This is a genomic window from Metapseudomonas cellulosilytica (genome assembly GCF_049334135.1).
Classification (GTDB): domain Bacteria; phylum Pseudomonadota; class Gammaproteobacteria; order Pseudomonadales; family Pseudomonadaceae; genus Metapseudomonas.
Genome location: NZ_JBHZGN010000007.1, coordinates 15801 through 30359, shown reverse-complemented (window position 1 = coordinate 30359; position 14559 = coordinate 15801). Strand labels below are relative to the sequence as shown.

Genomic DNA, 14559 nt, shown 5'->3' with positions numbered 1-14559 from the left:
TCAGAACTCCACACCCTTCTGGGCTTTCACGCCGGCCTTGAAGGCGTGCTTGACCACGGTCATCTCGGTGACGGTGTCGGCGGCGTCGATCAGCCCCTGGGGGGCGCCACGGCCGGTGGCCACCACATGCTGGTGCTCGGGGCGGGATTCGATATCGCGCAGCACTTCGTCCAGCTCCAGGTAGCCATGCTTGAGAGCGATGTTCAGCTCGTCCAGCACCACCAGGCCCACCTGCGGGTCGTCCAGCAGGGCGCGGGCGACGGCCCAGGCGGCGCGGGCCTTCTCGATATCGCGCTGGCGGTCCTGGGTGTCCCAGGTGTAGCCCTCGCCCATCACGTGGTAACTGACCTCTTCGGGGAAGCGCCTGAAGAAATTCTCTTCGCCGGTGGACATGCCGCCCTTGATGAACTGCACCACCCCCACCTTGAGGCCATGGCCCAGGGCGCGGGCCACCATGCCGAAGGCCGAACTGCTCTTGCCCTTGCCATTGCCGGTGTGCACCAGCAGCAGGCCGTATTCGTCCTGGGCCTGGGCGATCTTTTCGTCGATCACGGCCTTCTTGCGTTGCATGCGGGCCTTGTGGCGGGCGTCGCGTTCGGCGGATTCGCTCATGGGAATTCCTCGGGGTCAAATGGCCTGATAGCGGACAGTGAAGAACACTGCCTGTCCGGGCTGATTGAAGTCCAGTGCGGTTTCATAATCGGCGTCCAGCAGGTTGGTCACCTTGGTCTGCAGGCGCCATTCCTCGGTCAGCCAGTACTCGCCGCGCAGGTCCACGGTGGCGTAGCCGGCAAGGCGCTGATCATTTTCTATATCGTCGAAGCGCCGTCCTTCCGCGTGCAGGGTCGCGCCCACGCCGAACCGGCCGATGCGCCGATCCAGGTCGAGGTTGAACACCTGCCGGGCACGGCGCGGCAGCTCATTACCGTGATTGGCGTCGTTCGCCCGGTTCTCGGTATCGAGCAAGGTGGCGTTGGCCTGCCAGTCCCAGCCCAGCCACCGGCTGCCCAGCACCAGCTCGAGGCCATCGATGCGCGCCTTGCCGATGTTGTTGGGGCTGCCGAAGGGCCCGAGCCCGGAGTTCGCGTCATGGACGATCAGATCATCCACGTCGGTACGGAAGGCATTTGCCGACCAGCGCCCCCAGTCATGCTCTCCGGCCAGGCCGACTTCAAAGGTCTCGGAGGTTTCCGCGTCCAGGTTGGGGTTGCCGTAGTCGGGGAAGTACAGCTCGTTGAACGTCGGCGCCTTGAACGCGGTGCCGTAGCTAAGGCTGAAGCGCACGGCGTCGGTCAGTGCGTATCCCCAGGCGGCGCTGCCGGTGTCGTGGGTGCCGAACTGCTCGTTGTCGTCGCGGCGCAGGCTGAGCTGCCAGTCCTGGCGACCAGCCTCGCCGAGGTACTGGGCGAACCAGCCGTTATTCAGCCGTGAGTCCTTGTCAAAGACGGTGGAGCTGCTGACTTCGTCCCGCTGCCAGTCGTAGCCCAGGGTCAGCACATGGCCTTCGGCCAGGGTCACGTCGTTCAGCCAGGAAGCCGAGTTCCGCTGCGAATCGAAGCGTGAGGAGAACTGCCCGCCCGTTTCTTCGCGGCTAAGGTCTTCACTCTGGCCAGCCTGCAAGGTCACATCCCAAAGCTCCAGCGGGCTGAAGCGAGCACGCCCGCCGATGAGCCGCTGCTCGTTGTCGGCGTTGGCGTTCCGCCCTCCCCCGGGATTGTACGGACTGACCAGGTCGTAGTCGTTGTGGGCCTTGACGCGCATCAGCGTGCCGTCGAGTTCCAGGCCATTGTCGAAGCGATAGCCGGCGCCCAGGCTGCCGGACAGGTTGCGGTAGCCGTCGGCATCGGGCTCGTGGTAGCTGCTCCGTGCATTGAGGGCGTCGATGCCGTCGGTGTCCTGGCTGCTGAGGCCGAGGTTGTACCAGCCCTTGCCGTCGCCGCCGGAAACACCGGCGCTGCCGTCATAGCTGTCGTGGGTGCCGTACCCGGCGGAGAACCAGGGCTTGGCGCCGTCCTGCCCGCCCTTGCGGGTGAAGATCTGGATCACGCCGCCGATGGCTTCCGAGCCGTAGAGGCTCGACCGGGGGCCGCGAACGACCTCGATGCGCTCGATCAACTCAATCGGCAAGTCCTGGAACGCGGTAAGGCCATTGCTGACCGACCCCACCTTGACGCCGTCGATCAGCACCAACACGTGATCGGATTCCGTCCCGCGAATGGACACCGTGGTCTGCTTCCCCGGACCACCGTTATTGCTGACGGTCACGCCCGGCACCTTGCGCAGCAGTTCCGGTACCGAGCGCGCCTGGCTGAGCTCGATTTCTTCGCGGTCGATCACGCTGGTCGCCGCCAGGCTGGCACGCACCGGATGCTCGCTGCGAGTGGCGGTGACCGCCTGCTCGTCGAGGGTCAGGGCCGCAGCGGCCACGTTGGAGGAAAGGGCTGAAGTGCCGAGCAGCGCAAACGCCGCTGGCCCGATGAAAGGCTTGCGAATCAAAGTCTCGATCTCCGTCGTGCCACCCGCGCGACATCTGTGGGAACTGCATGCGGAAGGCTCCGCGTGCGCTGTACGCGCCAGGCCGGTCTCCGGGCTTGCGAGTGGAGCTTCGCTCCCTTGCCGCGCCTTCCCATGCCTGGGCACAGTGGCCGATTGCGGCGTTCTACTCGCCTACCGTTGCGGGGGCAGCGCCGGATTCTTCGTTCGAATGGACCGGCTTCCCTGTTTCACCCCTTGGACCGAAGCCAAGGGGCACCTGAGGCAGCGGCGAAGGTTAGAGGGTTGCCGGGGGAGCGTCAAACTGCGGCCAGCATCCCGGATTGCCATCGGTCTGAATTCGGACTATATACAGACCACCGCCGAGTACCATTTCCCCTTTCCCACTGGAGCTGGCGATGAAAGTCCAAACCATCAGCTACCTCAAGCAGCACGCAGCCTCGCTGGACCTGAGCGAACCCATGGTCATCACGCAGAACGGTGTGCCGGCCTACGTGGTCGAGTCCTACGCCGAGCGCAAACGACGCGACGAGGCGCTGGCACTGATCAAGTTGCTGTCCTTCGCCGAGCGAGACAAGGCCGAGGGGCGCCTGATTTCCGGCACGACCTTGCTGGAACGCCTCAAGCAACGCAGCCCCATGACCGACGGCACGGCAGGAGCCACGCCCGATGAGCAGGACGATTGAAATCGCCTATGCGAGCACGGCAGAGGAAAGCCTGATCTCGCAGATTCACCACTTGGCGCCCTACCTTGGCGTCGAACAGGCCCAGGCCAGCCTGATCGAGCTGGTCAGGAGCGCAGAGAAGCGCTTGAAATCCCATCCATTGGCCGCGCCTGTCTGCGAACAGGCCGCCTTGCTGGGCGTAGTCGGTTACCGGGAGTTGCACCTTGGGGAATACCGCGTTCTCTACCGCTTCGATGAGCCCGCGGACCTGGTGATGGTTGCGTTGTTCCTGCGCCAGCGCCAGAGCATCGAAGAGCAGCTGATCAACTACTGCCTGATGCGCTGATTTCCCCAGCCGCTTCCAATCAGTCGCCCCATCACCTCCCCCGCCGCCCCTTGCAGGCACAGGTCGGCCCGCGCGCTGAGGGGTGTCGGCTGCGGGTTGATCTCCACCACGAAGGCGCCACAGCGCTTGGACAGGAAGGGCAACTCGGCCGCCGGATAGACCAGGCTGGAAGTGCCGACGCTGAGGAAGAGGTCGGCATCCTGGCTGGCACCGGCTGCCGCATCCAGCACCGCCTCGGGCAGGCTTTCGCCGAACCAGACCACGGCGGGGCGCAGCAGGCCGCCACATTCGCAGACTGGAATGTCGCTGGCGTCGGCGGGCCAGTCGCCGACATCACGGCGGCACTTGAAGCATTTCAGCCGATGGATACTACCGTGCAGCTCCAGGGGCGCACGGCTGCCGGCGCGTTGGTGAAGGCCGTCGACATTCTGAGTGATCAGGGTCACCCGCGGCAGACGCCGCTCCAGCTCAGCGATGGCCAGATGCGCGGGGTTGGGCTGCACCGCCAGGCACCATTCACGGCGCCAGGCGTACCAGTCCCAGACAGTCTGGGGAGCGGCACGAAAACCCTCCGGGCTGGCCAGCTCTTCGGGACGGTACTTGGCCCAGAGGCCGGTCTGGGCATCGCGGAAGGTGGGAATGCCACTTTCCGCGGAAACGCCGGCGCCGGTGAAGATCACCAGGTGGCGGGCGCCCTGCAGGCGCCGGATCAAGTCGTCGGGGATGCTCGCCATTCAGTGCCTCGGAGTAAAGCCCGCCGGCTTGCCGGCCAGCCAGTCGACGAAGCTGCGCAGGCGCTCGTCGCCCAGCAGGACCTCACGACTGTTGTAGGTCAGGGCCAGCTCCTTCTCGCTGAACAGCTTGTGGATCTGGTTGTGGCAGGGCCGACAGACCCAGAGGGTGGCGGTGATGCGTTCGCTTTTGGCGAAGCGCTTCTGCACGTAGGGCTTGTCATGCAGCGCCTTGGGGATCAGGTGATGGCGGGTCAGCAGCGACGCGCGACCGCAAAGCTCGCAGGCGTCGGGCTGGGGCGGCAGGCGAATCGGCTCGGGCATACCCTGCCCTTCAGCGTTTGCGGCAGAGGGTCAGGCCATCGCCTACCGGCAGCAGCGACAGGTCGAGGCGCGGATCGACCTTCAGGGCGCGGTTCAGGGCCTGGATGGCGCGGGTATCGGGATCGTCCGGTTCGGCCTCCAGCACACGGCCGCTCCAGAGCACATTGTCGAAGAGGATCAGTCCGCCCTGGCGCGCCAGGCGCAGGGCCTCTTCGAGATAGGCCGGGTAGTTGGCCTTGTCGGCGTCGATGAAGATCAGGTCGAAGCTGCCGGATTCGAGGCCGGCCAGGGTCTCCAGCGCCGGCGCCAGCCGCAGCTCGATGCGCTCGGCAAGGCCGGCTTCCTGCCAGTAGCGCCGGGCGACGGCGTTGTAGTCGCCGGGCAGGTCGCAGCAGATCATGCGGCCGTCCTCGGGCATTTCCGCCGCCATGCACAACGCGCTGTAGCCGGTGAAGGTGCCCACTTCGAGGATGCGCCGAGCGCCGGTCAGCTTCACCAGCAGCGCCATGAACTGCCCCTGCTCCGGGGCGATCTGCCAGCGGGCCATGGGCATGACCCGGGTTTCCGCACGCAGGCGTTCGAGCAGCGGGGTTTCCCGCAGCGAGACATCGAGCAGGTAGCCGTAGAGGGCATCGTCGAGGTTCAGCGTGCGGTTGGTCATGGAGACCTCAGGGGGTGCGGGCCAGGCGTGGATCGAATAGTACGCGCTTGGCGCTCAGGTAGCTTCTCTGCCAGTAGCTGTTGGACAGGCTGTCCAGACGCACCGTTCCGCCGGTACGTGGCGCGTGGACGAAGCGCCCTTCACCCACATAGATGCCCGCATGGCTGACCTGCCCGCCACCGTTGGTGGCGAAGAACACCAGGTCGCCGCTTTGCAGGGCATCGATGCCGATGCTGGGCGCGCCCATGACGATCATCTCGCGGGTGGAACGCGGCAGGCTGATGCCCGCAGCATCGCGATAGACGTAGCCGATCAGGCCGCTGCAATCGAAACCGCTGTCCGGCGTGTTGCCGCCCCAGCGGTAAGGCGTGCCGACCAGACCCAGGGCGCGGAACAGCACATCATCCGCAGCAGGTGAGAACTGCGGAATGGGGGCGGTGACGACGGGAGGGGGTGGCGGCGCCTTGCTCGCGCAAGCGGTGAGCAGCGCAGCCAGGGCAAGGATGGCGAGGCGTTCCGGTGCGAGCATGGCAAGTCAGTCCTGACTTGAGGAATGCACGCTAATTTGCTGATCTCACGGTGATATTGCAAGCGAAAGCTGCAGGGCCGGGCAGAAAAAAGCCGAGGCGGTCATTGAGACGGCCTCGGCTTTTCGATTAAACCCGCCCGATCAGCGATGCAACTGATGGCGACTCGAAGTGGCGGTGTTCATTGCCAGGACGCGCTTGGCTTCCATGTAGCTGGCGTTCCAGTAGCGATCGTCGAGGCTATCGACGCGTACGCCGCCGCTACGGCTGCTGCTGGAGTGGATGAACTGGTCATCGCCTATATAGATGCCGGCGTGACTGACGCGGCCGCGGCCACGGTTGTTGAAGAAGACGATATCGCCGGGCTTCAGCTCGCTGCGCGCGATCACCGGTGCATCCAGGTTGATCATCTCGCGGGTGGAGCGCGGCAACTGGATGCCCGCCTCCTCCTTGAACAGGTAACCGACGAAGCCGCTGCAATCGAAGCCGGTCTTCAGCGAACGGCCGCCGAAGCGGTAAGGCGTACCCACCAGTTCGAAACCGCGCTCCAGCAGGCCATCGGCCAGGGAGGGCATCTGGTAGGGCTCGTCGTCAGTGAGGTTGGCGAGGTCAAGGGCGGTGGGTTCGCGCTCATTCAGCAGCGAATCGGGGGCGCCATCGGCAATCGGGACCTGGGACTGGAACTGGGATTGCTGCTGCACATTGCCTGCGCAAGCGGCGAGAAACAGGGCGAAAGTGACAGGCACGAGGGGTGCGAAGCGCTTCAGCATGGGCACGACCGTGTCGAATTAAATGGAATGAAAAATGAAGAAGGCGCGACTATGCCTTCTATCATCCTCATTTGCAAATTTAATCGCCCGAAATGTGACTTAGCAGTCCTTGCAGGACATCTAAGGCCTTTCCTTGCAGATGAACATCGACCACGGGGCTGAGGTCGGTGCGCGCCGGATTGATTTCTACGGTGAAACCGCCGGCTGCGCGGGTGCGGATGACAGGCTCGATGATGTAGGGAAAGCTCGCCGTGGTTCCCACCGAGATCACCGCATCGAATCCCTTGCGTAGCTCGGCGTAGAGGCTGTCGATGGCCTGCTCAGGGAGCATTTCCTCGAACAGCACCACGGGCGGACGGAGAATACCACCACACTCATGACATTTGGGAGGCATTTCCCCTGCCAGATGTCGGACCAGGTCGGAACTTTCCGCCCCGCAGGACTGGCAATACAGCGGCGAGAGCTCGCCATGGATCTCGATCAGCCGCTCCGGCGGCGAGCCCGCCTGACGGTGATAGCCGTCGATGTTCTGGGTCAGCACCCAGCAGCCGGGCTTCTGCCGCTGCAGCTCTGCAATGGCTTCATGGCCGGCATTCGGCCGGGCGCCCATGCAGGCGCGCCCCAACTGGGCGAGGTATTTCCAGCAAAGCGCCGGGTTGCGCCGCAGCATGGGCCCGGAGAGCGCCTCTTCGATGGGCAGCCCCTCCTCCGTCACGCCGTTGTAGAGCCCGCCAAGCCCGCGGTAGGTGGGCAGGCCGGAGTCTGCCGACAGACCCGCCCCGGTGATGACCAGAATTCTCTCGGCGGCCTTGAGCACCGCCGCCACACGCTGAATGTCCGACATTTGCCACCCCCGTTCCTGACGGCACCCAGTGTCCGCCCACGGCAAAGACCGGCGCAACCGTGTGATCAGTGATTGACGGTGTGTGCCAGCATCACCGACAGCTGGCAGAGGGGCCTGCCGCTTTCGGCGTGCCACTGGTTGAATGCGGCCTGGACCTGGGCCAGGTCCTTCTGGCTGGTGGGCGCCTTGTCGATGACGTCCTGGGCCTTGAGCGCGGCGACCATGTCGTCGGTGGGGATGAAGGTGTCCTTGCCGACCATGCGCAGGAAGCGCGGCGCCGACAGCCCGCCCAACTGGTTGCCACGCTTGGCGAGGAATTTCCATAGTCCGACTATGTCGGTCACCGGCCAGTCGGCGATCAGCGCACCGAAGCTGCCATGCTCGCGCACCACGTCCAGCACGAACTGGGCATTGCGCGGCACGCTCTTGAGCTTGCCCAGGTGACGGATCAGCCGAGTGTCCTGCATCAACCGCTCCAGGTGCTCGGCGCTCATCAGCACCACCTTCTGCGGATCGAAGCTGAAGAACACCTCTTCGAAGGCCGGCCACTTGGCATCCACCAGACTGTGCTTCAGGCCGGCGCGGAACACCCGCAGGGCCATCAGCGACAGGTAGCGGTCATCGCTCAGGTCGCGCAGTTCGGCATCGCTGCGCGGCTGCGGCAGGCGCGCTTCCAGGGCCTCGGCCGAGCCGAAGCGGTTCAGGCAATATTCGTGAAGCCAGCGGTAGTCGCGCATGCGGTGTCCTTTCGATGCGGAGGCGGTTCCCGGTAGGAGTCGGCTTGCTGGCGAACCTTCGCGAGCAAGCTCGCTCCCACAAGGGCAGGATCAGATATTGACCACGTCCAGGGTGCGCGGCGCGGCGGTTTCGTCGATACGCAGGTTGACGAAATCGAACAGGTTGCGGTCGGCCAGTTGCGAGGGCACCACGTTCTGCAGGGCGCGGAACATGATCTCGGTACGGCCCGGCGACTTGCGTTCCCACTCGTTGAGCATTTCCTTGACCACCTGGCGCTGCAGGTTCTCCTGGGAACCGCAGAGGTTGCACGGAATGATCGGGAACTCCTTGAGGATGGAGTACGCCTCGATATCGGCCTCGTTGCAGTAGGCCAGCGGGCGGATCACCACGTTGCGGCCGTCGTCGGCGCGCAGCTTGGGCGGCATCGCCTTGAGGGTGCCGCCGTAGAACATGTTGAGGAAGAAGGTCTCCAAGATGTCGTCGCGGTGGTGTCCCAGGGCCATCTTGGTGGCACCGATCTCGTCGGCAAAGGTATAGAGGGTGCCACGGCGCAGGCGCGAGCAGAGCGAGCAGGTGGTCTTGCCTTCCGGGATCTTCTCCTTCACCACCGAGTAGGTGTCCTTCTCGATGATGTGGTACGCCACGCCGATGGACTCCAGGTAGGCCGGGAGCACGTGTTCGGGGAAACCGGGCTGCTTCTGGTCCATGTTCACGGCCACGATCTCGAACTTGATCGGCGCGACCTTCTGCAGGTACAGCAGCACGTCCAGCATGGTGTAGCTGTCCTTGCCGCCGGACAGGCAGACCATGACCTTGTCGCCGTCCTCGATCATGTTGAAGTCGGCGATGGCCTCGCCGGCCAGGCGGCGGATGCGTTTCTGCAGTTTGTTCTGGTTGACCGAAAGGGTGCCCATGGTGCTCTGAAATCCGGGGGAGATGCGAAAAGCTGGCTATTTTACGCACAAAGCGCGCGCGGCCCCAGCCCCATCGTCAGCCTGTGCTAGTCTCCGCCGCATGAACAGCGACCTTGACCCTTCCCTGGACCTCAGCGCACAACTCCACGAACTCTTGCGTGGAGCGCCCCAGGGGCTGAGCGAGCATCAGCTGATCCAGGCTCTCAAGGCCCGCCACTCCACTCATATCCCCCACCTGGAACTCACCGACAAGCTGGTGCTGTTCCGCACCCATTTCCTCGTGTTCAACGCCCTGTACCGCCTGCGCGACCAGCTCAACGGCGAAGGCGTGGCCCTGCTCGCCATCAGCCCGCTGTGCGTGCAATTGCTGCCGTACGAAGCGGGCACGGCGACGACCCTCAGCGAACTGGACCCGCTGCGGGCGTACTACCTGGACCTGAAGAACCTGCGGGACACCACGGAAGAGGACGTGGAACGGCTGCTGGCGAGCTTCTGGACGCGCATGCAAGGCGGTGAAGAGAAACTCGCGGCGCTGGAACTGTTCGGCCTGCACAACGGCAACCAGCCCCTCAGCCTGGCCGTGATCAAGCAGCGCTATCGCCAACTGGTGAGCCAGCACCACCCCGATCGCGGTGGCAGCACCTCGCGCCTGCAATCGATCAACAAAGCCATGGAAATACTTCAACGCTATTACAGCTGAGGCCGATTCTTCGATTCGCTCTAAGGCTTCGCCGGACAGCCTGCCTATACTGCGACATAAGGTCGCATAGGTCGGTCGGGTACCGGTCAGCGCTGTCCACGCGCTGCGGGCACTTCGCTGGGGGGCGGCCTCATAATAATGAGGAGGTGTTCAGCATGATCCACCACGTTTGGGGGCTCTTCACCCATCCCGATCAAGAGTGGCAGGAGATTCGTGGCGAAGAGGAAAGCGTCAGCCACATGTACCTAACCCACGTCCTGATCCTTGCTGCAATTCCCGTGATCTCCGCTTACATCGGCACTACCCAGGTGGGCTGGGTCCTGGGCAAGAGCGATCCCGTCATGCTCACCCAGGCCAGCGCCCTGCAGATGTCCATCATGTCCTACCTGGCGATGCTGGCCGGCGTAGCGGTGATGGGTGGTTTCATCCACTGGATGGCACGCACCTACGACGCCAGTCCGAGCGTCACCGAGTGCATCGTATTCGCCGCCTATTGTGCGACCCCGCTGTTCATCGGTGGCCTCGCGGCGCTCTACCCGCACCTCTGGTTCGGCGCGACGGTAGGCACCCTGGCCATCTGCTACACGGTCTATCTGCTCTACGTAGGCATACCGACGTTCATGAGCATTCCCAGGGACGAAGGCTTCCTGTTCTCCAGCTCGGTGCTGGCGGTGGGCCTGGTGGTGCTGGTGGCGATGATCGCCTCGGCGGTCATTCTCTGGGGCTTCGGCCTGGGACCGGTGTACACCAGCTGACAACACTCGCTGAAAACAAGGCCGCCTGCGGGCGGCCTTTTGTTTTGGCCGGCAATGACCACTCGGCGTCATCCGCACCGGCCCGCCCTGGCTTTGCGGCATAATTCCGCGCCAACGGAGTGCCCTATGCCCGAGCAGCTACTTGCCCGTGTCGAATCCTGCTACCAGCAGGCCGAAGACTTTTTCAAATGCCGGTTCCCCCGCCCCGAAGTCAGTTTCAAGCTGCGCGGGCAGAAGGCCGGCGTCGCCCATCTCGACGAAAACAAACTGCGCTTCAACCCGCAGCTCTACCGTGAGAACCGCGAAGACTTCCTGCGCCAGACGGTGGCCCATGAAGTGGCGCACCTGGTGGCCCACCAGTTGTTCGGCCCGCGCATCCAGCCCCATGGCGAGGAATGGCAGCTGATCATGCGCGGGGTCTATGAGCTGCCGCCCAACCGCTGCCACAACTATGAAGTGAATCGGCGCAAGGTCACCCGCTACCTCTATCGCTGCGCCTGCCCCGAAGGCCACCCCTTTTCGGCCCAGCGCCACGCCCTGGTGGCCCGCGGCCGCCGCTACTACTGCCGGCGCTGCCGGGTGACCCTGGTGTTCAGTGGGGAACAGAGGCAGGTGTGAGATCTGCGCTCTTCAGTGGGGGCGAATTCATTCGCCAAGCAGGCCGAAGGTCTGCCCTGCCAGGCTGAAAGGGGTCGCTGCGCAACCCTTGGCGAATGAATTCGCCCCTACAGGGTTTCCCCACGCGTTATCCCACCACCTTCGCCGCCATCAGCGCCGCTATCCGTTCAGGGCTCAATCCCAGTTCGGCGAGCACCTCGGCCGTATGCGACCCCACCGCCCCACCGGCATGACGCGGCGCCGGCAGGCCGGATGAGAACCGGATCGGACAGGCGATCTGCTTCTGCGGCGGCAGCCCGTCCCGCGGGACCTCCACCACCAGCCCGCGGGCCTTGATCTGCGGATGCTCCACCGCCTCGGAAAGCGGCAGCATGGGCTCCACGCAGGCATCCAGCGCAGCGAAAAGATCCAGCCACTCGGCGAAGTCGCGCGTCTCGAACTCGATCTCGATGGCGCGCTTGAGCTCACGCTGGTCCTCACCCTTGGGTGACAACCCCTTGGCCGCAAGCTCCGGCCGGCCGATCGCCGCGCAGAACTGCTGCATGAACTGCGGCTCCAGGCTGCCCACCGAGAACCAGCGGCCATCGCGGGTACGGTAGTAGTCGTAGAAGCTGCCGCCATTGAGAACCTGGTTCTCCATGTCCGGCTCCACACCGGCCCCCAGGTAGGCCGCGCCGGCCATGCCGTGCAGGGCGAAGGCACAGTCGGTCATGCTCACATCCACCTGCTGCCCCTCCCCCGTGGCCTGGCGATGGATCACCGCTGCCAGCAGGCCCATCACCCCGTGCAACGAACCGCCGCCGATATCCGCCAGTTGCACGCCCAGCGGCAGCGGTCCGCTGTCGCGGCGCCCGGTGTAGCTGGCGATGCCAGCCAGGGCCAGGTAATTGATGTCATGCCCGGCACGGTCACGGTAAGGACCGGTCTGGCCATAGCCGGTGATGGAGACATAGATGAGCTTCGGATTGACCGCCTTCAGCGCCTCGTAGCCCAGACCCAGCCTGTCCATCACGCCGGGACGGAACTGTTCCAGGACGATGTCGTATTCGCCCACCAACTGCTTGACCAGCTCCACCGCCTCCGGCTGTTTCAGGTCCAGGGCGATGCTGCGCTTGTTGCGATTGAGGTAGGCGTGGCTGGTGGAGACACCACCGTCATGGGGCGGCAGCACGCGCACCAGATCCATGCGCGAGGGGGACTCCACCCGCAGCACGTCGGCGCCCATGTCGGCCAGCAGCAGCGAGGCGAACGGCCCCGGCAGCAAAGTGGAGAAATCGAGGATTTTCAGCGAAGACAGCGGGCCTTTCATGGCAACTCCTTGAATCGTGCCCCTAGAGTTTGAACACTCTGCGCGCGTTGGCATGCAGGAACTTCTCCCGCACCTGATCCGACAGGCCCAGTTCTGTCACCTGCTCCATGCAGCGGGAAAGCGACAGCTGCGGGAAGTTGCTGCCGAACAGCACCTTGTCCTGGCCGTAGCTCCTCATGTACTGCAGCAGGGCCTGGGGGTAGTAGCGCGGCAAATAGGCGGACGTATCGATATAGATGTTGTCGTGCTTCCAGGCGACACCGATCATTTCCTCGGTCCAGGGATGGCCGATATGCCCGGCGACGATGCGCAGCTCGGGGAAGTCCAGCGCCACCTCGTCCAGATAGGGCACGGGCCGGCCGGTTTCCGACGGCATCAGCGGGCCGGTGTGGCCGACCTGGGTGCAGAACGGTATGTCCAGTTCGATGCACTTCACATAGAGCGGGTAGTAAAGCCGGTGATTGGGCGGCAGCCTCCACAGCCAGGGCACCACCCGCAGCGCCTTGAAGCCCAGCTCGTTCACCGCCCGTTCCAGTTCGCGCACGGCAGCCATGGGCTTGCTCATGTCCACCGCGGCGACACCGACGAAACGGTCAGGATAGGCGCGGGTGTATTCGGCCACTTCGTCGTTGGTGCTGACCCAGCGCTCGGGCCGGCACCAGGCGCTGACCATCAGCTTGTCGATACCGGCCTTGTCCATCTCGGCCACGGTTTCCTCCGGGCTCAGGCCCTTGTCGAGCAGAGCCGTGGTCCCGGACTTCTCGAACAAGCGCACGGCTTCGGGAATCAGCTCGCGGGTGCGGCCGGTGGCCAGTTGGGCCCAGGCGTCGATGGCGCCGGTTCTGGACATGGTCAACTCCTCCGTTGGTTCATCTGCGCTGTGGTTGCGGTGGAAATCCGCCACGCGGATTTCCACCCTACGGGAAGCGGCCCTGCGTAGGGTGGATCACGCTTCATCGATCCACCATCAGGTGGCTGGCAATGGCCTCAGAGCTTCATCCCACGGCTGATGATCTCTTTCATGATCTCCGAGGTGCCGGCGAAGATACGCTGGATGCGCGCGTTCGCGTACATCTTGCAGATGGGGTATTCCCACATGTAGCCCCAGCCACCGTGCAGCTGCACGCCCTCGTCCACCACCCTGCCCAGCAGTTCGGTGGTGAACAGCTTGGCCTCGGCCGCAACCTCCGGGGTGAGCTGCTTCTGGTTGTGGTCCATCACGCAGCGGTCGGTGAAGACCTGGGCCACGTCGATCTGGGTACGCATCTCGGCCAGCTTGAAGCGGGTGTTCTGGAACTGCACCACCGGCCGGTCGAAGGCCTTGCGCTCCTTCACGTAATCGATAGTGGTCCGCAGCGCCGCCTCAGCCCCAGCCACCGCGCCGCAGGCATTGGTCAGGCGCTCCTGGGCGAGCATGTTCATCAGGTAGAAGAAGCCGCCCTTGGCATCGCCCAGCAGATTTTCCTTCGGCACCTTGACGTTATTGAAGAACAGCTCGGCGGTGTCCTGGCTCTTCATGCCCAGCTTCTTCAGATTGCGCCCGCGTTCGAAGCCCTCCATGCCCCGCTCCACCAGGAACAGGCCCATGGCGTGCTTGTTCGATGGGTCCGTCTTGGCGGCAACTATCACCACGTCCGCCAGCAGGCCGTTGGAGATGAACACCTTGGAGCCGTTGAGCAGGAAATGATCGCCCTTGTCCACCGCCGTGGTGCGCATGCCCGCGAGGTCGGACCCTGCCGAAGGCTCGGTCATGGCCACGGCGAGGATGGTCTCGCCACGGATGATCCCCGGCAGCAAGCGCGCCTTCTGCTCGGCGTTGCCGTACTCGGCGATATAGGGGCCGCAGAGGGCGGAATGCAGCGGGATCATGAAGCCCGGCTCGTTTATGTAGGCCAGTTCCTCGGCCATGATCTGTTCGTAGCGGAAGTCCTTGAGCCCGGCGCCACCGTACGCCTCGTCCGCCCAGGGCAGCAGGAAGCCCATGTCACCCGCCGTCTTCCAGACGCTTCGGTCGACCACCCCGGCGTCCTCCCACGCTTCCTGGTGCGGCACCACCTCCTTCTGCAGGAAGGCGCGGAAGGCCTCGCGAAACAGGTTGTGCTCGGTCTCGAAATGAATGCGCTGCATCGCGTTGCCTCCCTGGGCCGAAGTCGTGCCGCAGGTT

The 14559-nt window shown here is 64.4% G+C and carries 18 protein-coding genes and 1 riboswitch; of the genes, 5 read left to right on the top strand and 13 right to left on the bottom strand.

What is annotated here, in order from left to right; genetic code table 11:
- The gene (gene cobO, locus ACFW0H_RS10805; RefSeq protein WP_422913898.1) at positions 1–612 is read right to left on the bottom strand and encodes a cob(I)yrinic acid a,c-diamide adenosyltransferase; all 612 of its coding nucleotides are present in this window, start codon (positions 610–612) and stop codon (positions 1–3) included.
- 15 nt (positions 613–627) lie between these two features.
- The gene (gene btuB, locus ACFW0H_RS10800; RefSeq protein ID WP_422914097.1) at positions 628–2493 is read right to left on the bottom strand and encodes a TonB-dependent vitamin B12 receptor; all 1866 of its coding nucleotides are present in this window, start codon (positions 2491–2493) and stop codon (positions 628–630) included.
- Between the two features lie 66 nt (positions 2494–2559).
- Positions 2560–2771, bottom strand: a riboswitch (cobalamin riboswitch).
- Between the two features lie 120 nt (positions 2772–2891).
- Between btuB and ACFW0H_RS10795 the strand changes: the two genes are divergently transcribed.
- Positions 2892–3179 carry a type II toxin-antitoxin system Phd/YefM family antitoxin gene (locus tag ACFW0H_RS10795; RefSeq protein WP_422913897.1) on the top strand — a complete coding sequence of 96 codons (288 nt, stop codon included), beginning with the start codon at positions 2892–2894 and terminating at the stop codon, positions 3177–3179.
- Positions 3163–3504: a type II toxin-antitoxin system RelE/ParE family toxin gene (locus tag ACFW0H_RS10790; protein WP_422913896.1), complete on the top strand. Its 342-nt coding sequence runs from the start codon at positions 3163–3165 to the stop codon at positions 3502–3504. The genes ACFW0H_RS10795 and ACFW0H_RS10790 overlap by 17 nt, the downstream gene beginning before the upstream one ends.
- On the opposite strand, the gene ACFW0H_RS10785 is transcribed toward ACFW0H_RS10790, so the two are convergent.
- From ACFW0H_RS10785 to ttcA, 8 genes are all read right to left on the bottom strand, one after another.
- On the bottom strand, positions 3486–4238 hold the full coding sequence (locus tag ACFW0H_RS10785) for an SIR2 family NAD-dependent protein deacylase (RefSeq protein ID WP_422913895.1): 753 nt from the start codon (positions 4236–4238) through the stop codon (positions 3486–3488). The two genes, ACFW0H_RS10790 and ACFW0H_RS10785, sit on opposite strands and share 19 nt — an antisense overlap.
- Positions 4239–4559, bottom strand: coding sequence for a hypothetical protein (locus ACFW0H_RS10780; RefSeq protein ID WP_422913894.1), 321 nt, complete (start codon positions 4557–4559; stop codon positions 4239–4241).
- Between the two features lie 10 nt (positions 4560–4569).
- Positions 4570–5220: an O-methyltransferase gene (locus tag ACFW0H_RS10775; RefSeq protein ID WP_422913893.1), complete on the bottom strand. Its 651-nt coding sequence runs from the start codon at positions 5218–5220 to the stop codon at positions 4570–4572.
- 7 nt (positions 5221–5227) lie between these two features.
- Entirely contained in the window at positions 5228–5749 is a 522-nt protein-coding gene (locus ACFW0H_RS10770) for a C40 family peptidase (RefSeq protein WP_422913892.1), read from the bottom strand.
- A gap of 141 nt (positions 5750–5890) precedes the next feature.
- A complete protein-coding gene (locus tag ACFW0H_RS10765) occupies positions 5891–6517 on the bottom strand; it encodes a C40 family peptidase (protein WP_422913891.1) in 627 nt (208 codons plus the stop codon).
- 79 nt (positions 6518–6596) lie between these two features.
- The gene (locus ACFW0H_RS10760; RefSeq protein WP_422913890.1) at positions 6597–7361 is read right to left on the bottom strand and encodes an NAD-dependent deacylase; all 765 of its coding nucleotides are present in this window, start codon (positions 7359–7361) and stop codon (positions 6597–6599) included.
- Between the two features lie 65 nt (positions 7362–7426).
- On the bottom strand, positions 7427–8098 hold the full coding sequence (locus ACFW0H_RS10755) for a DNA-3-methyladenine glycosylase I (RefSeq protein WP_422913889.1): 672 nt from the start codon (positions 8096–8098) through the stop codon (positions 7427–7429).
- A gap of 90 nt (positions 8099–8188) precedes the next feature.
- Complete coding sequence (gene ttcA, locus ACFW0H_RS10750) at positions 8189–9013, bottom strand: tRNA 2-thiocytidine(32) synthetase TtcA (protein WP_422913888.1); 825 nt, start codon at positions 9011–9013, stop codon at positions 8189–8191.
- A gap of 100 nt (positions 9014–9113) precedes the next feature.
- Between ttcA and ACFW0H_RS10745 the strand changes: the two genes are divergently transcribed.
- The 3 genes from ACFW0H_RS10745 to ACFW0H_RS10735 all read left to right on the top strand — a co-directional run bounded on the left by ACFW0H_RS10745 (position 9114) and on the right by ACFW0H_RS10735 (position 11086).
- A complete protein-coding gene (locus ACFW0H_RS10745; protein WP_422913887.1) occupies positions 9114–9713 on the top strand; it encodes a DNA-J related domain-containing protein in 600 nt (199 codons plus the stop codon).
- 155 nt (positions 9714–9868) lie between these two features.
- Positions 9869–10468 (top strand): Yip1 family protein, encoded by a 600-nt coding sequence (locus ACFW0H_RS10740; RefSeq protein WP_422913886.1) that lies wholly within the window; start codon positions 9869–9871, stop codon positions 10466–10468.
- 126 nt (positions 10469–10594) lie between these two features.
- A complete protein-coding gene (locus ACFW0H_RS10735; RefSeq protein ID WP_422913885.1) occupies positions 10595–11086 on the top strand; it encodes a SprT family zinc-dependent metalloprotease in 492 nt (163 codons plus the stop codon).
- A gap of 127 nt (positions 11087–11213) precedes the next feature.
- Here ACFW0H_RS10735 and ACFW0H_RS10730 read toward each other — a convergent pair whose 3' ends face one another.
- The 3 genes from ACFW0H_RS10730 to ACFW0H_RS10720 all read right to left on the bottom strand — a co-directional run bounded on the left by ACFW0H_RS10730 (position 11214) and on the right by ACFW0H_RS10720 (position 14522).
- Positions 11214–12395, bottom strand: a complete 1182-nt coding sequence (locus ACFW0H_RS10730; protein ID WP_422913884.1) for a CaiB/BaiF CoA transferase family protein — start codon at positions 12393–12395, stop codon at positions 11214–11216.
- 22 nt (positions 12396–12417) lie between these two features.
- Complete coding sequence (locus tag ACFW0H_RS10725; protein ID WP_422913883.1) at positions 12418–13245, bottom strand: amidohydrolase family protein; 828 nt, start codon at positions 13243–13245, stop codon at positions 12418–12420.
- A 137-nt stretch (positions 13246–13382) separates the two neighbouring features.
- Positions 13383–14522: an acyl-CoA dehydrogenase family protein gene (locus ACFW0H_RS10720; protein ID WP_422913882.1), complete on the bottom strand. Its 1140-nt coding sequence runs from the start codon at positions 14520–14522 to the stop codon at positions 13383–13385.
- Positions 14523–14559 lie beyond the last annotated feature (37 nt).